Source organism: Ensifer aridi (genome assembly GCF_002078505.1).
Lineage (GTDB): Bacteria > Pseudomonadota > Alphaproteobacteria > Rhizobiales > Rhizobiaceae > Sinorhizobium > Sinorhizobium aridi.
This window is the reverse complement of the sequence record NZ_LUAV01000002.1, coordinates 145,832-165,292: the sequence shown is the minus strand read 5'-3', so window position 1 is coordinate 165,292 and position 19,461 is coordinate 145,832. Positions and strand designations below refer to the sequence as shown.

Here is a 19,461-nt window from a genome sequence, read left to right as displayed (position 1 = left end):
GAAAACGAGCGCTGGCCAACTGCCGGCGTCCGATACGCGAAAGCCGCATGCTAACACGCTTTTTCGGCCGCGCCAGCAGCGCGCCCGAAGACCGCCGATCAGAACGGCAGCTTCATTCCCGGGGGGATCGGCAGGCCGGCGGTGAGCTCCCGCGTCTTTTCCGCCTGCACGGCCTCGGCCTTGTCCTTGGCATCCTTGTGAGCGGCGACGATCAGGTCTTCGAGGATCTCGACATCATCTTCCTTGAAGAGCGAGGGATCGATCTTCAGGCTCTTCATGTGGCCCTTGCCGTCGAGCCGGACAGCGACGAGACCACCGCCGGACGTGCCGTCGACTTCGAGCGCGGCGATCTCCGCCTGCAGCTTCTCCATCTTCTCTTGCATTTCCTTGACCTTGCCCATCATGCCCATGATGTCACGCATCGTCGTCTCCTGTCCTTTGGTATGTCTGCCTGAATTCAAGCGCCGCTTCAGCGTTCGCGCATTTACTCGATATCGTCGCCCGGGACGATGTCGCCGTCCTCGGATTGGGCTGCCGCCGGAGCGAGGCTCTCGACCTCCTCTTCCGCGGCGCGGATGCGCACGTCGGTGATTCTGGCACCCGGGAACCGCGCGAGGATCGCGGCGACGTCGGGGTCCTGGCGCGCATCGTTGACGCGCTGCTCCTGGGCGCGCTGCTCGGCCTCGACCAGCGTCGACTCTCCGGGCTCGCGGCTGTAGCTTACGACCCAGTGGATGCCGGTCCATTCCTTGAGCTTGACGGCGAGTTCGCCGAGTAGCGTCTTCGGCGCATCGTCGGGAAGATTGACATCGAGCCGGCCCGGCTCGATGTGCACGAGCCTTAAGAAACCGCGTACCAGCGTCTTCAGCTTGATGTCGCGGTTCTTGGCGCAGAGATCGGCAATGTCGCTGATCGAGTTGACCGGAACCTTCGGCTCGGGCCTGGCCGCGGGGCTCGCGACCGCGCGATCCTCCACGCGACCGATGTCGATCGGCTGGGGCGCGGTGTCCGGCACCGTGCGCAGCATGGTCGCGCCATTGCTCGAAGACCACGGAACCGGTGCCGTCGCCACTGCGCAAGCCTCGACCGGCGCGCTCTCACGGCCCTGGGCTCCGCCATTGCCGCTCGGCATGAGGCGCGTGCCCCCGGTTTCGCCGCCGGAAAGCTCAAGGAGCCGCCGCGTCGCTTCCTCGGGCGAGGGCAAATGGGCGGCGTGTGCGAGCCTGATCAGCACCATCTCGGCGGCGCCGGCCGGCCGTGCCGAGCTTTCCGCCTCGGGAATGCCCTTGAGCAGCATCTGCCAGATGCGCGAGAGCGTCGTCACCGCGACGCTGTCGGCGAATTCTGCCCCGCGTGTGCGCTCGATCTCGCTCAAGGACTGGTCGTTCACCGCGTCGGGGACGTATTTCAGCCGTGTCACGAGGTGGGTGAAATCGGCGAGATCGGTAAGGACCACGGTTGGATTGGCGCCGGCTTCGTACTGTGCCGCGAACTCGTGAAGGGCTCCAGCGACATCGCCCCTGATGACACGCTCGAAGAGATCGACGATGCGGGCGCGGTCGGCAAGCCCGAGCATCGAGCGCACGGTTTCGACTTCGACCGAACCGCCGCCATGGGCGATCGCCTGGTCGAGAAGCGAGAGACCGTCGCGCGCCGAACCTTCTGCCGCCCGCGCTACCATGGCCAGCGCCTCGGGGTCGAACGGCACACCCTCTTTCCCGAGGATGGTGGAGAAGAGGCCGACCAGATCGGAGGCGCTGATGCGCCGAAGGTCGAAGCGCTGGCAACGCGACAGAACGGTGATCGGAACCTTGCGGATTTCGGTCGTCGCGAAGATGAACTTCACATGCTCCGGCGGCTCTTCGAGCGTCTTCAGCAGGCCATTGAAGGCCTGCGTCGAGAGCATGTGCACTTCGTCGATGATATAGACCTTGTAGCGCGCCGAGACCGGCCGATAGCGCACCTGCTCGATGATCTCGCGGATGTCGTCGATGCCCGTGTGCGAAGCGGCGTCCATCTCGATGACATCGACATGGCGGCCCTCCATGATCGCCTGGCAATGCTCGCCCGGCGCTCTGAGGTCGATGGTGGGCTTGTCGATCTCGGCGGTCTTGTAGTTCAGCGCGCGCGCCAGGATGCGCGCCGTCGTCGTCTTGCCGACGCCACGCACGCCCGTCAGCATATAGGCCTGGGCGATACGGCCGGTCTCGAAGGCGTTGGTGAGCGTGCGCACCATCGGCTCCTGACCGACCATCAGATCGGAGAAGTCCTTGGGGCGGTACTTGCGCGCCAGAACACGGTAGGCGGCCGGTTTCTCGACGGATGAAATCGGGGATGAAATGGGCGCTTCGTCGCTCATCGACCCTGCCGCTGTTCGAACTCTTGTCCCGACAGGACGGAGAAGTGGGAGGCTGGCACGATGACCCGTGCCGGGGCTCGTTAGGGCTGCTTCCTTCCGGACCTGACCCGGTTGGCGAGTGGCTCGTCCACCACCAACCTCCCGGCCCTCATATCGGCAATATCTGAACCAAATGCAAGCCAAGCCGTCAAAAAACTGATATCGATATGGGAAACAAAGCGAATCCGTTTCATTGCCGAGGAATTTTTGTTGACGACCTTCACCCTCGACGAGCGACTTCGGCGCGACGGCATCCCGATCTGCAAGCTCGGGCTTTGCGAATTGCGGTTGATGAACGACCGCCGCTGGCCGTGGCTGATCCTCGTTCCGCAGCGCGCCGACGTCTCCGAGGTTTACGAGCTGACGCCGCTCGATCAGGCGATGCTGACCTTCGAGACCAACTTGGTGGCCGCCGCCTTGAAAAAGGTGACTGGCGCCGAGAAGATCAATATCGGCGCGCTCGGCAATATCGTCCGGCAGCTTCATGTGCATATCATCGCCCGCCGGGAGGGCGATCCGAACTGGCCGGGCCCGGTCTGGGGCTTCGGCAAGCCAGAACCCTGGCTCGACGAGGACCATAAGGCATTCGCAGCACGCATTCTGGAAAATCTCTGAGCATGACGAAAACGATCTTCGATCTTCACAGCCCCCATCCGGAGCCGAGCACGCTTGTCGCCTTCGCCGAGAACCACTTGGACCGCCGGTCCGAGCACCGGCCCGACGATTGCGTCGAAACCGCGCTTAAGCATCCGGGCGCGCATTTCCTCGCCTTTTCCGGAGCGAAGCTGATCGTCAAACACGACGAGAAGATCATCGACCCGCTTTTCGCGCCCTACGAGCTCGCGGGGCTCGCGCCGACTCTCGACGAGGCGATCCTGCTCGGCTACCTGCCGAACGGCGATCCGCGCCTTGCTGTCCCGTCCGGGCTGACCGAGGAGACGGTGCCGGAGCCGTTCAAGATCGCCGACGCGCGAACGCTCTACCGGCAACAGATGCTGCCGGAGGAACTGCTCGGCCAATTTGCGCAGGGTTCGAGCCTGATCGTCTGGAACGCCAACAACCGTTTCTGCGGCCGCTGCGGCGGCCCGATGGATGGCGCGGCCGGCGGCTATCGGCGCGTCTGCACGGCCTGCGGCCACATGGTCTTTCCACGCACGGACCCGGTCGTCATAATGCTCACGATCGACCTCGAGCGCGATCTCTGCCTACTCGGCCGCAGCCCGCATTTCGTGCCAGGCATGTATTCCTGTCTCGCCGGTTTTGTCGAGCCGGGCGAGACAATCGAGAACGCCGTGCGCCGGGAAACGCAGGAGGAATCCGGCATTCGCGTCGGCCGCGTCCGCTACCACGCCTCGCAACCCTGGCCGTTGCCGCATTCGCTGATGATCGGCTGCTATGCCGAAGCCAAGTCGACCGTCATCAAGCGCGACGAGCAGGAACTGGAGGACGTGCGCTGGTTCACCCGGGCGGAGATCGAAGCCCTGCTTGAACGCACGACCGGGGTCGCCGACACGGGAGACGAGCACATTCCGCCGCCGAAAGGCGCCATTGCGCACCAGTTGATGCGCGACTGGCTCGCCTGGCCGGAGCGAAGCTGAGTTAGCCGCAAAAGCGACGAGGCCCTCAATAGCATGTCGCTCATGGTCTGCGGCGGCTTGGGATAACTCTATCCCAGAAACGCTCACACCCCGCACGAGAGGACGGCGGGGTGTGGAAGACTTACGGTGCCGCGCCTTCGATCGGGCGCGGGACATTTTGGATTAGCGGCCGTAGACGGCGGCCTGAATCTGAGAACGGGAAATACCGATGTCGCGCAGGGCGTGATCGTCGAGAGCGCGCAACTCGCGGACCGCGCGGCGCATCTGTGCGTATTCCATGATCTTCCGACGGATCTTCATCTTTGACACTCCATTTTTCTTGACGGAGGTCAAATAGGCATTTGCCTAAGATTTAGTAGCACCATGAATGCAAATTAGGCATGCACTGGACGCGTAGCCGGTTAACGAATTTTGCCACGTTCTGGTGCCGGAGGATCGCCACCATTCAAATCTGCAGCGACCCGTACGACCACGCTGCAATGACTCGGTGGCGCCCACCACTGCGTCATCCTCGGGCTTGACCCGAGGATCCAATCGCAAGCACTGCGCAAACTCCTATCTGGGCAGGCGTGGCCTGGATCCTCGGGTCAAGACCGAGGATGACGGCGGAGTGAGTAATTACGCCGGCCGCCGCGTAATAAGCCGGCAGTTCCTCAGAGCACGCCGCGCATCGGATGCGCCTTATAAGTGCCAAGGATGCGTACGTTTTCCGAGAAGAAGCGCAGTTCGTCCATCGCGTGGCGGACTCCCTCATCGTCGGGGTGACCCTCGATATCGGCATAGAACTGCGTCGCCACGAATTTGCCGCCGAGCTGATAGCTCTCGAGCTTCGTCATGTTGATACCATTGGTGGCAAAACCGCCCATGGCCTTGTAGAGGGCGGCCGGGATGTTGCGCACGTTGAAGACGAAGGTGGTGATGATCAGCTCGTCATCGGACTTGCGGGAAATGCGTTGCTCCTCGCGCGAAAGCACGACGAAGCGGGTGACGTTGCTGTCGGTGTCCTCGACGTTCTCGGCGATGATCTCGAGACCGTAGAGGTCGGCGGCGAGGCGCGGGGCCAGCGCTGCCATGGAGCGATCGCCCGTCTCTGCGACGAGCTTCGCAGCTCCGGCCGTGTCCCCCGCGACGACCGGCTTCCAGCGGTTGGCGCGGACAATCTTGCGGCATTGGCCGAGCGCGTGGATGTGGCTGTGCACGGTGCGGATCTCGTCGTGCTTGACGCCCGGCAACACCATCAACTGGAAACGGATCGGCATGAAGTATTCGCCGACGATGTGCAGACGCGATTCCGGCAGGAGATGATGAATGTCGGCGACGCGACCGGCAATGGTGTTCTCGATCGGGATCATGGCAAGGTCGGCCTCACCATTTTCCACCGCGAGGAAGGCATCCTCGAAGGTCTGGCAGGGCAGCGGTTCCATCGCCGGGAACATGTCGCGGCAGGCCATGTCGGAATTGGCGCCATAGTCGCCCTGGAAGGAAATCCGATTGGTCTTGGCGGTCACTTTGGTTTCCCTCTCAAACTTGGGCGGAAAGGATACGACGAGCCTTTTCCAGGTCTGCCGGCGTGTCGACGCCGAGCGGCACGGAATCGATGATCTCGACATCGATGCGCATGCCGGCCTCGAGTGCCCGCAATTGCTCGAGCGATTCGCGCCTCTCGAGCGTCGAGGGCTTCAACGACACGAAGGTCTCGAGCGCCTTGCGGCGATAGGCATAAAGACCGATGTGGTGGTAGAGCGGGCCTTCGCCGTATGGCGCGGTGGCGCGGGTAAAGTAAAGCGCGCGGAGCCGGCTTTCGGAGAGCGGCGAGCCCACGACCTTGACGACATTGGGATTGGTCTTTTCGTGCTCGTCGGCGATCGCCACGGTGAGGGTAGCAATGTCCGTCGAGGCGTTCTCAAGCGGCCTCAGCGCCGCGCGGATCGGTCCGGGCTCTATGGTCGGCAGGTCGCCCTGGACGTTGATGATGATTTCCGCCTTGCCTTCCGGATCTGCCTTCGCCAGCGCTTCATAGATGCGATCGGATCCGGACTGGTGATCGACCCGCGTCATGATCACCTCGAAACCCGCGTCGCTCACTGTCCGAAACACCTCGGGGTCGTCGACTGCAACGACGACTCGACCGACATCCGCTTCCGCCGCGCGCTTTGCCACCTGCACGATCATCGGCAGGCCGCAGATATCGGCAAGCGGCTTGCCCGGCAGGCGCGTGGAGGCCATGCGCGCCGGAATGAGCACGAGGACTTTGCCCGGTTGTTCACGATTCATCGTCTGGCCTTCAAAAACCCCACGGAAAGTGTCAAAAGGTCTCACTTCGGGGTTGATAATCTCTGTTGCAACGCAGAGCCAAAAGACATAGGTTCCGCGCGATTTCAAGATGGGCCGGTTTTTTGTTTGCGCCGGTGGCTAAGGGAGCGTTTGCAGATGAATCCATATGTGAACATGGGTGTGGGTGCCTTGTTGGGTACGGTCTTCGTTCTGATGACCGTATCCATCGCGTCAGAAGGCATTTTCCATTCCGAAGCTCCCGAAAAGGAAGGTTTTGCCATCGTGGCCGAGGAAACGGCAGGCGGCGAAGCTGATGCTGCCGGCGGCGAGGAGGCGAAGTCCGAGCCGATCGGACCGCTGCTTGCCAAGGCGGACGCTGCGGCCGGCGAGGCCGTCTTCAAGAAGTGCGCAAGCTGTCACACCGTGGATAAGGGCGGAGCGAACAAGGTCGGCCCGAATCTCTGGGGTGTCGTCAACCGCCCCGTCGCCTCGCATGAGGGCTTTAGCTATTCCGCCGGCATGCAGACCTTCGCCGAAGGCGGCAAGGTGGTTTGGGACTACGATCACCTCAGCTACTTCCTCGAAGCGCCGAAGAAGCATGTTCCGGGCACGGCGATGGGCTTTGCCGGCCTCAAGAAGGCGGACGAGCGCGCCAACCTGATCGCCTGGCTGCGTCAGCAGGCAGACAGCCCGGCACCGCTGCCGGAACCGGGCGCGACCGGCTCCACCGAAGCCGCACCGGCTCCAGCCGAAAGTGGCCAGGCGGCGGCTCCAGCCCCGGCTCCGGCCCCGGCAAACTGAGCGCAGAACATTTTGGAAGAAAGCCCGGCCGAACGGCCGGGTTTTTTGTTGCCTCACTGCTTTACCAGCAGGAAGGTGCAGTAAGTGCATGGGGCGACCGGAGTGGCAGCTTGCGCCTTTCCATCGATGCCAAATCCGTCGCCGTCATCTGTTGCGGATGCCGCCAAATGTGTAAGACAGAAGCATAAGCGCAACCAAACACCACCCGATCTGAGCCGGGTCCTCCTTCCGCGCGGGTAGGATGGATTCACTCGGAACGAAGGAGGGGATGAGACATGACTGAGAGCGGTGCACAGACTTTCCTGTTCGAGAAGAACCCCAAGGCGATGGCGGCGAGCGAGCGCGAGGCTCTGCTTGAGAATCCGGGCTTCGGCCGCGTGTTCACCGACCATATGGTAACGATCCGCTATTCCGAGGGGCGCGGCTGGCATGATGCGAAGGTCGGACCGCGCGCGGCTTTCGACCTCGATCCGGCAACCTTGGTGCTCCACTACGCCCAGGAGATCTTCGAGGGCATGAAGGCCTATCGCCTGCCCGACGGCGGGGCCGCGCTGTTTCGCCCGGATGCGAATGCGCGCCGCTTCCGCAATTCCGCAACGCGGCTGGCGATGGCGCCCTTGCCGGAGGAATTGTTCGTCGAATCCGTACGGGCCTTGGTCAGGACCGACCGCGACTGGATCCCGGCAGCCGACGGGGCGGCCCTCTATCTGCGGCCGTTCATGATCGCCACGGAGGTCCTTCTCGGCGTGAAACCCTCCGCCGACTATCTCTATTGCGTCATCGCCTCTTCCGTCGGCTCCTACTTCAAGGGCGGCGCCCCGGCGGTGACGCTCTGGGTTTCGGAGAATTACACGCGGGCAGCACCGGGCGGCACCGGCGAGGCTAAATGCGGCGGCAATTATGCCGCGAGCCTCGCAGCACAGGCCGAAGCGATCCAGGAAGGTTGCGAACAGGTGGTGTTCCTCGATGCGGTGGAGCGCCGCTTTGTCGAGGAACTCGGAGGCATGAACGTCTTCATTGTCTTCGACGACGGTTCGCTGCAGACGCCGCCGCTCACCGGCACGATCCTGCCGGGCATCACCCGCGATTCGCTGATCACGCTTGCCCGTGATCTGGGGCTCACCGTGCGCGAGGAGCCTTACGCCATCGACCAGTGGCAGACGGATGCCAGGAGCGGACGGCTTACCGAGGCTTTCGCCTGCGGTACGGCGGCGGTGGTGACGCCGATCGGCAAGGTGAAGGGCAAGAGGTACGGCTTTACCATCGGCGACGGCGGAGCCGGCCCGGTTGCGTCACGGCTCAAGGCGGCGCTGCTCGATATCCAGAACGGGCGGGCGCCGGACCCACACGGCTGGCTCGACCGGCTGTTCTGAACGACTCGCAGAAGAAGCCCGCGTCACATCAACAGATAGGCCCAGGCGGACACGCTGACGACACCGAAGGCCGTCGTCAGCGTGATCGTCGAGGAGGCGAGCGCGTGACCGACATTGAAATGGTTGGCGATGAGCCAGGCATTGACACCGGTCGGGACGGATGAGGTCAGGACGAGTGCGGCGGTCCAGCTATCGCTGAGGCCCAACAGGTGGCAAGCGGCGAAGACGGCGCCCGGCAACACCAGGAGCTTGAGCGTGCTGGCGACGGTGGCAAGCCCGGTATTGCCGGCGAGGCCGTATTTGTCGAGCGCCATGCCGATCGAAACGAGCGCGGCGGGTGCGGCGACGCCAGCGAGCTGATCGACGATGACCTTCGCCGGCCCACCGAGCGGCTGACCGAGACGATGGAAGAGCGCGCCGCAGGCAAGACCTATGACCAGCGGATTGCGGACGAGATTGCGGGCAACGCCGGCCATGAGCTTCAGGATTCCCTGCCCCGGCGCACCCGTCGTCTTGCGTTCCGCGCGCTCCATCAGCACCGTTCCGGCGATCATCATCACCGGCAGGTGGACGGAAAGCAGGATCGACAGCGCCACCACCCCCTCCTCGCCGACCACGCGCGACACCAGCGGCAATCCGATGAAGACAGTGTTGGCGAAAGCCGAGGAAACGCCGGCAAGCACGCCCATGCGCGCGTCGCGGCCGAAGCCGAGCGTGGCCGCGAGATGACCGATCGTCCAGGTCACGGCAACACCGGAAAAATAGGCGACCCAGAGCGGCCAGGGCGATCCTTCCTTGAAGTCCGCCTCGGCGATCGTGCGAAAGAGGAGGACCGGCACGGCGACCCTGAAGACGAAATCGCCGAGCGCGTCGCCGACAGCCGCTTTCAGGTAGCCCAACCGGACGACCAGCCAGCCGGTCAGGATCAGGATGAAGATCGGAAGGACATTCAGGAAGATTTCGGACATGCGGCGAGCCCTACTGCGTGATTCCCTGAACCGGAATCGATTTAGGGACAAAATCATGCAGGTGATTCAAAGTGCTACAGCGGCCTTTGCCCGTCTCGTCCGGATGTGCGGCGCTGCCGGTGGTTGTCGAGGCATAGACCCGTTCGAGCCCCAGACGCAAGAGCAAGGGTCGAAGGCCAGAGGCGGCGGAAGGCACGTCGGCCGCTGCAAGCTTCATCCGGAACAATCCACCCCGAATAGGCGTTGCGACCAGCGAGCGGGAAGACGAGTATGTCGACGGAACATCCGATCTATTCCCACAGGGACGACGATCCGCATCTGACCGACGATGCGCTGGCGGAAAAGGTCATGCATTTCCTTCGCTACGCCAGCATGATCGACACGAGCGAAATTTCCGTGATCGCCCTCGGCAACACGGTGGTCCTCTCGGGTAACGTCTCTCGTGAGGCCGACATCGCCTGCGCCGGAGAGGCCGCCGCCTCGGTCATCGGAGTGGCACGCGTCGAGAACCGGTTAGCGGTGCGTCCGAGCGAGGCCGGGGAGTGAAGGAGCGCACGGCGATTGTAGAGTCACGGGACCTCTATTTGCTGAAGCGGAGACGGGATCATGATCGACCGGATCGAAAAAGAGATCGAACTGGCTGCCCCGGTAGAAAGGGTCTGGCGGGCGCTGACCGACCACGAAGCATTCGGAGAGTGGTTCCGCGTGAAGCTCACGGGACCCTTCGTAGTCGGCAAGGTCACGACTGGCGAGATCACCTATCCAGGTTACGAGGGGCTGCCGTGGACGTCGCTGACCGAGCGCATGGAGGAGCCTCGGCTCTTCGCCTTCCGCTGGCCGCATTCCAAGAACCCGAATGCTGATCTCTCAAGAGAGCCTTCGACCCGAGTCGAATTCCGCCTGAAGCCGACGACGAAGGGAACGCATCTGACGATAACCGAATCCGGTTTCGACTCCCTGCCGGAGGATAGCCGCGAGGAGGCGTGGTGCAGCAACGACAAGGGCTGGGAGATCCAGGCCGAAAACATCAAGGCATTTGTCGAAGGCTCACCTTCTCCTTAGAGGTCTCGACTCAGCCTTCCCCCACTCCCTTACCCATAGAGAGATCGGAGCGTCGGCCCGCGCAAACGTCGCGGATGCAGTTCCGCAGCCAGCGATGCGCCGGATCGGCGTCGAGCCGCGGGTGCCAAAGCAACGAGACCGTGATCTGCGGCACCGCGACGGGAAGCGGAAAACTGAACATTCCGTCGCGCAAACTCCGGGTATGCCTTTCGGGAACGCTGGCGACCAGGTCGGTGGCGCGAGCGAGAGCCAGCGCGGTCGAGAACCCGCCGACGGTCGTGGCGATCTCGCGTTCCAACCCGAACGGCTTCAGCGCGTCATCGATATCGAGCGCTGCCTTGTCGAGACCCCGTCGTGAGACCAGGATATGTCTGCCGGCCGCGTAGCGCTCGGGGGTGATCTCACCCTCGCTCAGCGGGTGCCCCTTGCCGACGACACCGACGAAACTGTCCTGGAAGAGAGCCTGCACACGCAGCTCCGGGCCGGTCATGTCGCCCACGACGCCCGTTTCGAGATCCACCGTTCCTTCGCGCAGTGGCGCGTTGTCCTTGTTCGATTTCTGCATGAAACACAGCCGCACGCCGGGCGCATCCTCGCCTATGCGGGCAATGAGGTCCGGTCCGAAATTCTCGACGAAACCGTCGCTGGTCCTGACCGTGAAGGTGCGGACAAGCCGCTTGAGGTCGAGCTTCTCGGCGGGGCGGAGAACGCTTTGCGCGGCCTCCACGAGTTGGCCGACTCTCTCCTTGAGTTCGAGCGCCCGGGGCGTCGGGACGAGACTGCGTCCGGCCCGGACCAACAGCGGATCGCCCGTCGTCTCGCGCAATCGCTGGAGCGCCCGGCTCATCGCCGATGGGCTCAATCGCAGCCTTCTAGCCGCGCGCGCGACGCTGCCTTCGGCGAGCAGCACATCAAGGGTCACGAGCAGATTGAGATCGGGTTTCGACATGAATCGAGCATAGCGCAGTCTGGCTGATATGTGGCGTCAAACGCACGAATAAAATGCAAATCGTGCGCCTTCCGCCATATAGCGCGACGGCCTAGGCTTCTGACGGCGCCGGTTCGGGCGTCGGGAGAGGGAGCCTTATGTCGAAGCCAAACACCGCAAAGAAAGACGAGCCAGTGGAAGATCGCGCCTCGAGCCGATGGGCGCTCGCCGGCCTTTCGCTGACGATATTGCTGTCTTCGCTCGGCACCAGCATCGCCAATGTTGCCCTGCCGACGCTGGCCGTGGCGTTCGCTGCACCGTTCCAGCAAGTTCAATGGATCGTACTTGCCTATCTCCTCGCCATCACCACGCTGATCGTCAGCGTCGGGAGGCTCGGCGATATCGTCGGCCGCCGGCGGCTGCTCATCACCGGAATCGCCCTGTTCACGGCCGCATCCGCCTTGAGCGGCGTCGCGCCGACGCTATGGCTGCTCATCGCCGCCCGGGCGGCGCAAGGTATCGGAGCGGCGATCATGATGGCGCTTGCCATGGCGCTTGTCGGCGAGACCGTCCCGAAGGAGAAGACCGGAAGCGCCATGGGCTTGCTCGGCACGATGTCGGCCATCGGCACCGCGCTCGGCCCATCGCTCGGCGGCATCCTGATTGCCGGAGCCGGCTGGCGGACGATCTTTCTCATCATGGTTCCGCTCGGCATCCTGAATATCCTTCTCGCTCATCGCTTCCTGTCCGGCCAAGGGCGCAGCGCGAAGATCGATTGCGACGGCTTCGACGGTCTGGGCACGCTGTTGCTCGGCGTGACGCTTGCGGCCTATGCGCTCGCCATGACGGCGGGGCGCGGTCATTTCGACCGACTCAACATGGGGCTCCTGGCGGCCGCAGCCTTGGCAGGCGCCCTTTTCGTACTCGCGGAAGCAAGGGTGGCATCGCCCCTGATCCGATTGGCGGCGTTCCGCAACCCCGTGCTGAGCACAAGTCTTGCAATGAACGCGCTCGTCTCGACGGTGATGATGGCGACGCTGGTGGTCGGCCCGTTCTACCTGTCGCATGCGCTCGGGCTCGACGCGACCCTTGTCGGCATCGTCATGGCGGCTGGCCCGATTATTTCCGCGCTGAGCGGCATCCCGGCCGGCCGTGTCGTCGATCGTTGGGGCGCTGCTTCCGTCGTCATAGCCGGACTGATCGTGATGGCAGGCGGGGCAATTGCTCTGTCCGTGCTGCCGTCGATCTTCGGCGTCGCGGGCTACATTGCCGCCATCGCCGTGCTCACGCCCGGCTACCAGTTGTTTCAGGCGGCCAACAACACGACCGTCATGATGGATGTCCATCCGGATCAGCGAGGCGTCGTTTCCGGCATGCTCAACCTGTCGCGTAATGTCGGGCTCGTCACTGGTGCTTCCGTCATGGGAGCCGTCTTCGCCGTCGCCTCGGCTGCACCCGACATCACGGCGGCACCTGCCGATGACGTTGCCACGGGCATGCGAATCACCTTCGCGGTCGCAGCGGTCCTGATCGTCATCGCTCTCCCCATTGCGGTTGGGAGCCGTGTCCTCGCGAAAGGCGCTGTGCTTCCTCGCAACGCGTCGTGATGCAAGCGTCCGCGACAGCCGACGACCAAACGCCAGTGGTTTCGCAGCCTGCCAGTGTCTTCGGCGGGCAGTCCTACAGCGCCGTGTGTCCAATCGGATGTGCAACGGAATCACGCAGTAGCGGCGCGACCGGAACATTTCCCCTGTCGCGATGTTCGGGTGAGTTGGCCCGCATCGAAGGAGCCAAGACTGACGCCGGCGGGCCTCAAGGAGGAACCAATGCGCGTCATACCTTCGCTTTATCTTCCCCGGCGCAGAGTATTGCAGTTCGGTTTCGGAGCGGTGCTTGCCTCGACCACAGGTTTCCCTGCGGTTTCGCGCGCCGACGAACCGGCCGACATGCAGGATGAGGATATTTTTCAGTTTGCCCTCAACCTGGAGTATATGGAAGCCGAGTACTATTTGCGGGGTACTACCGGCAAGGGAATCGACGATTCCGATGCCGGGGCGGAACCCGGCCCGGTGACCGGCGGCAAGCAAGTTTCCTTTGATACCCCTGCGATCGGCGAGTTCATGCGCGAGGTCGCGGAAAACGAACTTGCGCACGTCAGATTCTATCGCAAAACGCTCGGAGATCAGGCCGTGTCTCGACCGGCGATCGATTTCGATGCCGGCTTTGCTGCGGTTGCAAAAGCCGCCGGCTTGGGCGAGGACTTCGATCCCTTCGGCAACGAAATGAATTTCGTGCTCGGCGGCATGCTGTTCGAAGACGTGGGCGTCACCGCCTATGCGGGTGCGGCGACGGTCCTCAAGAACAAGGATTTTCTCGCCGCCGCCGCCGGAATTCTGGCGGTCGAGGCCTACCATATGGGAATGGCGCGCTCGACGCTCTACAGAATGGGCGAACAGGCCTGGGAGGCGGCAAATGCGGTTTCCGACGCACGCGACAAGATCGATGGACCGGAGGACAAGGATCAAGGGATGCGAATGGACGGCAAAGCCAACATCGTTCCTTCGACGCCGGATGCGATAGCCTTCACCAGAACTCCGGAGGAGGTGTTACGAATCGTGTATCTCACCGATCAGGCAGGCGCGAGCAAGGGCGGCTTCTACCCGAACGGCATGAACGGAGTGATCAAGAGCACCTAAAGCGAGCTTCGAAAAGCCCGCGGCCCGCTAGACCCCGCCTGAAACGAGACGCGAAAACATGGCGCGATAAAAAACAATTGGCGGGGATGGCGGACAGAGTCTTTTCGACTTGGCGAACTTCCAAGACTATCGCTCATTCGAAAGAAACTGCCGGAAGCGCTCGGACTTTGGGTTTCGAAAAACTTCGGCAGGATGCCCCTCTTCCTCGACAACGCCCTTGTGCAGAAACACAACCCTACTGGACACGTCGCGTGCGAACGCCATCTCGTGGGTGACGACGAGCATCGTTCGGCCTTCTTCAGCGAGTGAACGCATAACCTTCAGCACTTCGCCGACAAGCTCCGGATCGAGTGCGGAGGTCGGCTCATCGAAGAGCATGACCTTCGGTCGTTGCGCCAACGCCCGCGCGATCGCGGCGCGTTGCTGTTGCCCGCCAGACAAGTGGCCAGGGTAGAAATTGCGTTTGTCGCCGATACCGACCCGCTCGAGCAAAGCCTCCGCCTCTTCAATGCATTCGGCGCGATTGCGCTTTTGCACATGTACGGGTGCTTCGATCACGTTCTCGAGGATCGTCATATGCGACCACAGATTGAAACTCTGGAATACCATTCCAATGTGTTCGCGAAGACGATCAACTTGCCGCCGATCGGCCGGCTCGGTTTTGTGCCGTCCCTTTTTCAGCCGAAACATTTCACCGCCAATACAGACTTCACCGCTGTCGGGCACTTCGAGCATATTGATGCACCTCAACATCGTCGACTTTCCGGATCCGGATGAGCCGAGGATCGAGATCACATCACCTTCCAGCGCTTCGAGCGAAACTCCCTTCAAAACTTCAAGCGGACCGAAGCGTTTGCGAAGGTCCTTCACCGAGACGGCGGCTGTGCTGTTCTTATTGTCAGCCGTGAGAAACGTTCCCCTGTCAGACATGCGTACTCCCGTTATGCCAAAGTTGGTGGCCTCATGCGAAGATGGGGCGAGAGCCAGAATTCGACGATCATCATCAACCGCGTGACGAGGAAGGTAATCGCGAGATAAATCGCACCGGCGACGATGAAGACCTCGAAGGCTCGGAAGCTGTCGGCAATCAGCTTCCCCGCAAGGCCGGTGACTTCCATGATTGTGATGACGGATGCCAGCGCGGTTGCCTTGAGCATCAAGATGACTTCGTTGCCGTAGGCTGGAAGTGCATGCCGGATAGCGATGGGCAAAACGATGCGCCTGAACAGCAGCGGGCCCGACATGCCGCAGGCACGCGCTGCCTCGACCTGCTGAACGGAAACGGCGTTCAAGCCTCCGCGGAAGATCTCGCTGGTATAGGCCGCTGTGTTCAACGTCAGTGCGATCACTGCACACCAATAGGGCTCGCGGAAGATTGCCCAAAGGCCGAGTTCCTGCAGCAATGGTCGGAATTGCCCAAGGCCGTAATAAATGAGGAACATCTGTACAAGCAGCGGCGACCCTCGAAAGACGAAGACGTAGCCTCGGGTGAAACCACGGCCGATCGGCCCTCCGACCACCGCAAAAAGCGAAAGAAGAAGCGCAAGGATGCCGCCGGCTAAAATGGACGTCACTGCAAGCTCCAGTGTGAGCGGCAAGCCCGTCAGGAGGATGAGGAACGTCTCCCACATGAATGCAAAGTCCATCACAGAGAACTCCGGGTGCCGCGCATGGTTCTCGTCTCCAAATGGCGGAAGGCGATCGACGATGCCCAGGTGATGACGAGATAGAGAACGACGGCAGTCAGGTAGAACTCGAATGGCCGCCGTGTCGAACCGGCCGCGATCTGAGATTGACGCAGAAGTTCGACGAGGCCAGTGACGGAAATCAGCGCCGACTCCTTCAGCACGAGTTGCCAGGTATTGCCCAATCCGGGGATAGCGTAGCGCAGAACCAGGGGGGCGACGATGCGGCGAAACTTCGGCCAGGGCCGCATTCCGACAGCACTCGCCGCCTCGAGCTCGCCGCTGGCAACGGACTTGAAAGCGCCACGAAACACTTCGGATTGATATGCGGCGGAAACAACGCCGAGCGCCAACGTGCCGGTGAGGAAAGCCGGCATGCCAATGAAGCCTTGATAGCCAAAGAGGCCGCCGAGATACCCCAGAAATGCGCTCCCGCCAAAATAGAACAGGTAGATGACGAGAAGATCCGGCACACCGCGCAGGATGGTCGTGTAACCGTCCGCTAGCCAGCGGAGCACCATGTAGCGCGACAACTTCATGAACGTGACGACTGATCCAATCACCGTACCCGCCAGGAAGCCGCAGATCGAGACCCCGAGGGTCATGGCCGATGCGCTAAGAAGCAATGGCCCCCAACCGGTCTCGCCAAAGCCGACGAGCACCAAATACCTGTCAATGAGTTCCATGCGTATCCGGCCTCTCTGCGCCCGGCGAGTTAATCCGCGGCCCGTCGGTGCGCCCAAATGCGCTGCAGTTTCGACATGTTCTTTAGTGAGCTCTGAACATGCGCTCGCGCAGCCGCCTCGGCCGCCTCCGGGTCGCGCGCGCAGATGGCATCGGCAATGGCCCGGTGCTCATCCAAATCGGTGTGTTCGAGATCCACCCACAGAACTTCGAGCCAGAGCGCCAGCCGCAGCTGCTGATACACCTGCTCGCTTAGCCGAGTGAGCGCATCATTGCGCGCCGCCTCCAGAATGACCCGGTGGATGTAAAGACCGAGATCAAGGTTTCGCGCCGCATCGGAAGGAGTGTCATCGGCACTTTCCTTGAGTTCGACCATCTGCGAGATGACGCCGCGAAGCCTGTCGAGATCTTCTTCCGTCGCCGTGACGCAGGCGAGCCGGGCCGCGCACACATCGAGCGCCTCGCGGACAACCAAGAGGTTGCAGAAGGCGGTGATGTCCAAGTCCGAGACCGTGTAGCCGAGGTTTCTTTGGCCGACGACCAGGCCTTCCTCTTCAAGCTTCATCAACGCTTCGCGGAGCGGAGTGCGGCTCACTCCGAGCCTCTTTGCGAGAGCGTTTTCGGAGAGTCGCTCGGAGGGCCGCAGCTGTCCGGTGAGGATCAGATCCTTCAGTCGAGCATATGTCGTTTCACGCAGCGAAGCGCGCGGCTCGTTTTTGGTGAGTGTCAAACCAGTCCCCTTTCATAGTCCGCGGCCGCAAGAGCCGGACTACTGCGAAGAAAGATATCGTTTTTCCTCTTGCCAGATCAAGTGGCATACAGATATGTATACAACGTTGCCCACAGCATCAATGGCATTCTGTCGAAAAGCGGAATCGGCAAGACCCAGGGGGATAAAGGGCGGATGGAGGACCTTGCATGCCTGAGATCTTGAGCCTTGAGGAACTCCGTGCCCGGTATGCGAACGCGTCCGGGGCTGACATTTTCGACCCCGAGTTTCGCAAGGTCGCAGACCAGATCTTCGGCGAAGGCGATAGCCGCCAGGCCCCCTATTGCGGCGTTCCGACGTTGCTGAAAGCCCCTCTTCGGCAAGATGCTGCGCCCGGCTTTACAGATATCGATGTAGCTCTTCTCGGCATCCCGCTGGATCTGGGTGTGACGAACCGCCCCGGTGCACGCTTCGGTCCTCGCGCCGTTCGCAACGTCGAGAGAGTAGGGCCCTTTGATCACGTGTTGCGTGCGGTCCCCACCGCGCATGTCTGCGTCGCGGATGTGGGCGACGTGCCCTTCCGCAGCCGTTTCGATCTCGTTAGTTCGCACGAGGATATAGAGCGGTATGTTCGTGCCCTGATCGACGCTGGCGTTGTGCCGCTCTCGGTCGGCGGTGATCACTCAATAGGACTGCCGCTGCTTCGCGCCGTCGGCCGCGATCGGCCAGTCGGCATGATCCACATCGATGCCCATTGCGATACGAGCGGCTCGTTTGAGGGCTGCAAGTTTCATCATGGCGGTCCGTTCCGGCAAGCCGTGCTCGACGGCGTGCTGGATCCCCGCCGGACGATCCAGATCGGTATCCGTGGCAATTCCGAGTATCTCTGGGAGTTTTCCTACGCCTCTGGAATGACCGTCATTCACGCCGAGGAGGTTGAGGAACTCGGCATCAAAAAGGTGATCGAAAAGGCTCGCGCGGTGGCGGGCGACGGCCCGACCTACGTCAGCTTCGACGTGGATGCCCTGGACCCGGCATTTGCGTCAGGGACCGGCACACCCGAGGTGGGAGGGCTCACCTCCACCCAGGCGCTCGGCATCCTTCGCGGTCTTTCAGGTCTCGACATCATCGGCGGCGACGTCGTCGAGGTCGCGCCTCAATACGATCCGACAACGAATACGGCGCAGATCGCCGCTCAGGTTTTATTCGAAATCCTCTGCCTGGCCGCAGAGGCGATGAGGATCCGCGCTTCCCGGCAGATCGAGGCATCACGCTGATCATAAGCAAGCCGCTCAACAATGAGCGCCAAACCAAAAAGGGGAATGAAAATGAGGAAAATCGAACTTGCACTCGCCAGCATGATTCTTGGCGCCTTCGCTGCGAGTAGCGTCCACGCGCAGGGCAAGCCAACCGAAATCACCATTGCCACTGAAGGCGCCTACGAGCCCTGGAATTTCACAGGACCCGACGGGAAGCTTGCCGGCTTCGAAATCGATCTCGCCAATGATCTTTGCGGCCGCATGAAGATCAAATGCAACATTGTCGCGCAGGACTGGGACGGACTCATCCCGTCGCTGACCGCCAAGAAGTTCGATGTCATCATGGCGTCGATGATCGTCACTGAGAAGCGCCTTGCCGTCATCTCCTTCAGCGAACCCTATGCTCCAACCGCGGCAGCGTTCATGGTTGAAAAGTCGGGCCCGCTCGCAAATCTCCCTGGCACCGGAACGACCATCGATCTTGCGGGCGACAAAGCGAAGGTCGAGCAGGAATTGCAGCCTCTTCGGGACGCCCTGAACGGCAAGGCTGTTGGCGCTCAGGTCTCCACGGCAAACGTCGCCTTCCTCGACACTTATTTCAAGGATGTCGTCGATCCGCGCGAATATAAGACCGTCGAGCAACACGACCTCGATCTGCAGGCGGGTCGCATCGACGCCGTCGTAGCGCAGACGACATCGCTCACCGCGACGCTGTCGAAGGAGGACTTCAAAGACTACACCATTGCCGGGCCGACCTTCACCGGCGGAGTATTCGGCCAAGGTATCGCTGCCGGCCTTCGCAAGGACGATACCGAACTCAAGGCTATGTTTGATGAGGCGATCCGCGCGGCGAAGTCTGATGGCACAATCAACAAGCTTGCGAAAAAGTGGATGAAGATCGGCCTCGAATAATCGACCGGTAGCCTACCTTCTACCCACAAGAAACGACAGCCGTCGGACGCTCGAAAAGTTCGGCGGCTGCATGGAACTGCTGCGAATTTTTCAACACGCCTACAGCGCCGCGCG

At 62.1% G+C, this 19,461-nt stretch carries 22 protein-coding genes and 1 other RNA gene; 10 read left to right on the top strand and 13 right to left on the bottom strand.

All coding sequences use genetic code 11. The annotated features are described in order from the left end of the window. Positions 1–98: 98 nt before the first annotated feature. From AYK65_RS01080 to ffs, 3 genes are all read right to left on the bottom strand, one after another. Positions 99–422 (bottom strand): YbaB/EbfC family nucleoid-associated protein, encoded by a 324-nt coding sequence (locus AYK65_RS01080; RefSeq protein ID WP_026613638.1) that lies wholly within the window; start codon positions 420–422, stop codon positions 99–101. A 62-nt stretch (positions 423–484) separates the two neighbouring features. Beyond that, positions 485–2,359 (bottom strand): DNA polymerase III subunit gamma/tau, encoded by a 1,875-nt coding sequence (locus tag AYK65_RS01075; RefSeq protein ID WP_046120071.1) that lies wholly within the window; start codon positions 2,357–2,359, stop codon positions 485–487. Positions 2,360–2,403: 44 nt separating this feature from the next. Beyond that, positions 2,404–2,501, bottom strand: an RNA gene (gene ffs / locus AYK65_RS01070) — signal recognition particle sRNA small type. Between the two features lie 107 nt (positions 2,502–2,608). On the opposite strand from ffs, the gene AYK65_RS01065 reads away from it, so the two are divergent. Next, positions 2,609–3,013, top strand: a complete 405-nt coding sequence (locus AYK65_RS01065; protein WP_026613640.1) for an HIT domain-containing protein — start codon at positions 2,609–2,611, stop codon at positions 3,011–3,013. A gap of 2 nt (positions 3,014–3,015) precedes the next feature. Beyond that, on the top strand, positions 3,016–3,996 hold the full coding sequence (gene nudC / locus AYK65_RS01060) for an NAD(+) diphosphatase (protein WP_026613641.1): 981 nt from the start codon (positions 3,016–3,018) through the stop codon (positions 3,994–3,996). A gap of 162 nt (positions 3,997–4,158) precedes the next feature. Here nudC and AYK65_RS01055 read toward each other — a convergent pair whose 3' ends face one another. The 3 genes from AYK65_RS01055 to AYK65_RS01045 all read right to left on the bottom strand — a co-directional run bounded on the left by AYK65_RS01055 (position 4,159) and on the right by AYK65_RS01045 (position 6,270). Next, positions 4,159–4,296: a DUF1127 domain-containing protein gene (locus tag AYK65_RS01055; protein ID WP_065285016.1), complete on the bottom strand. Its 138-nt coding sequence runs from the start codon at positions 4,294–4,296 to the stop codon at positions 4,159–4,161. Between the two features lie 353 nt (positions 4,297–4,649). Next, complete coding sequence (locus AYK65_RS01050; protein WP_026613642.1) at positions 4,650–5,504, bottom strand: prephenate dehydratase; 855 nt, start codon at positions 5,502–5,504, stop codon at positions 4,650–4,652. Positions 5,505–5,517: 13 nt separating this feature from the next. Then, complete coding sequence (locus tag AYK65_RS01045) at positions 5,518–6,270, bottom strand: 3-deoxy-manno-octulosonate cytidylyltransferase (protein WP_081157809.1); 753 nt, start codon at positions 6,268–6,270, stop codon at positions 5,518–5,520. A gap of 156 nt (positions 6,271–6,426) precedes the next feature. Here AYK65_RS01045 and AYK65_RS01040 point away from each other — a divergent pair, with 156 nt between their 5' ends. Together AYK65_RS01040 and AYK65_RS01035 are read left to right on the top strand one after the other, a co-directional pair. Further along, positions 6,427–7,071 carry a c-type cytochrome gene (locus AYK65_RS01040; RefSeq protein ID WP_034885806.1) on the top strand — a complete coding sequence of 215 codons (645 nt, stop codon included), beginning with the start codon at positions 6,427–6,429 and terminating at the stop codon, positions 7,069–7,071. Positions 7,072–7,346: 275 nt separating this feature from the next. Then, positions 7,347–8,444, top strand: coding sequence for a branched-chain amino acid aminotransferase (locus AYK65_RS01035; RefSeq protein WP_081157808.1), 1,098 nt, complete (start codon positions 7,347–7,349; stop codon positions 8,442–8,444). A 23-nt stretch (positions 8,445–8,467) separates the two neighbouring features. Here the strand turns inward: AYK65_RS01035 and AYK65_RS01030 are convergent, their stop codons facing one another. Then, positions 8,468–9,412, bottom strand: a complete 945-nt coding sequence (locus tag AYK65_RS01030; RefSeq protein ID WP_046120072.1) for an AEC family transporter — start codon at positions 9,410–9,412, stop codon at positions 8,468–8,470. Between the two features lie 10 nt (positions 9,413–9,422). Continuing rightward, positions 9,423–9,629: a hypothetical protein gene (locus tag AYK65_RS31370; RefSeq protein ID WP_026616793.1), complete on the bottom strand. Its 207-nt coding sequence runs from the start codon at positions 9,627–9,629 to the stop codon at positions 9,423–9,425. 53 nt (positions 9,630–9,682) lie between these two features. On the opposite strand from AYK65_RS31370, the gene AYK65_RS01025 reads away from it, so the two are divergent. Both AYK65_RS01025 and AYK65_RS01020 read left to right on the top strand, forming a co-directional pair. Then, a complete protein-coding gene (locus AYK65_RS01025; RefSeq protein WP_046120073.1) occupies positions 9,683–9,958 on the top strand; it encodes a BON domain-containing protein in 276 nt (91 codons plus the stop codon). 60 nt (positions 9,959–10,018) lie between these two features. Continuing rightward, positions 10,019–10,474 carry an SRPBCC family protein gene (locus AYK65_RS01020; RefSeq protein ID WP_026616791.1) on the top strand — a complete coding sequence of 152 codons (456 nt, stop codon included), beginning with the start codon at positions 10,019–10,021 and terminating at the stop codon, positions 10,472–10,474. Positions 10,475–10,484: 10 nt separating this feature from the next. Here AYK65_RS01020 and AYK65_RS01015 read toward each other — a convergent pair whose 3' ends face one another. Further along, a complete protein-coding gene (locus AYK65_RS01015) occupies positions 10,485–11,423 on the bottom strand; it encodes a LysR family transcriptional regulator (protein ID WP_026616790.1) in 939 nt (312 codons plus the stop codon). Positions 11,424–11,560: 137 nt separating this feature from the next. Here AYK65_RS01015 and AYK65_RS01010 point away from each other — a divergent pair, with 137 nt between their 5' ends. Then, positions 11,561–13,009, top strand: a complete 1,449-nt coding sequence (locus AYK65_RS01010; RefSeq protein WP_081157807.1) for an MFS transporter — start codon at positions 11,561–11,563, stop codon at positions 13,007–13,009. Positions 13,010–13,228: 219 nt separating this feature from the next. Continuing rightward, complete coding sequence (locus AYK65_RS01005; RefSeq protein WP_081157806.1) at positions 13,229–14,098, top strand: ferritin-like domain-containing protein; 870 nt, start codon at positions 13,229–13,231, stop codon at positions 14,096–14,098. A gap of 126 nt (positions 14,099–14,224) precedes the next feature. Here the strand turns inward: AYK65_RS01005 and AYK65_RS01000 are convergent, their stop codons facing one another. From AYK65_RS01000 to AYK65_RS00985, 4 genes are read right to left on the bottom strand one after another with little or no spacing between them, the layout of a single operon-like run. Next, a complete protein-coding gene (locus AYK65_RS01000; protein ID WP_026616787.1) occupies positions 14,225–15,028 on the bottom strand; it encodes an ABC transporter ATP-binding protein in 804 nt (267 codons plus the stop codon). An 11-nt stretch (positions 15,029–15,039) separates the two neighbouring features. Beyond that, a complete protein-coding gene (locus AYK65_RS00995) occupies positions 15,040–15,744 on the bottom strand; it encodes an ABC transporter permease (RefSeq protein WP_026616786.1) in 705 nt (234 codons plus the stop codon). Then, positions 15,744–16,469, bottom strand: coding sequence for an ABC transporter permease (locus AYK65_RS00990; RefSeq protein ID WP_026616785.1), 726 nt, complete (start codon positions 16,467–16,469; stop codon positions 15,744–15,746). Before AYK65_RS00990 ends, AYK65_RS00995 begins: the two co-directional genes overlap by 1 nt. 29 nt (positions 16,470–16,498) lie before the next feature. Continuing rightward, positions 16,499–17,197, bottom strand: a complete 699-nt coding sequence (locus tag AYK65_RS00985; RefSeq protein ID WP_026616784.1) for a GntR family transcriptional regulator — start codon at positions 17,195–17,197, stop codon at positions 16,499–16,501. Positions 17,198–17,385: 188 nt separating this feature from the next. On the opposite strand from AYK65_RS00985, the gene speB reads away from it, so the two are divergent. Further along, positions 17,386–18,453 (top strand): agmatinase, encoded by a 1,068-nt coding sequence (gene speB, locus AYK65_RS00980; protein WP_081157805.1) that lies wholly within the window; start codon positions 17,386–17,388, stop codon positions 18,451–18,453. A 51-nt stretch (positions 18,454–18,504) separates the two neighbouring features. Further along, positions 18,505–19,347, top strand: coding sequence for a lysine/arginine/ornithine ABC transporter substrate-binding protein (locus tag AYK65_RS00975; protein WP_081157929.1), 843 nt, complete (start codon positions 18,505–18,507; stop codon positions 19,345–19,347). Positions 19,348–19,461 lie beyond the last annotated feature (114 nt).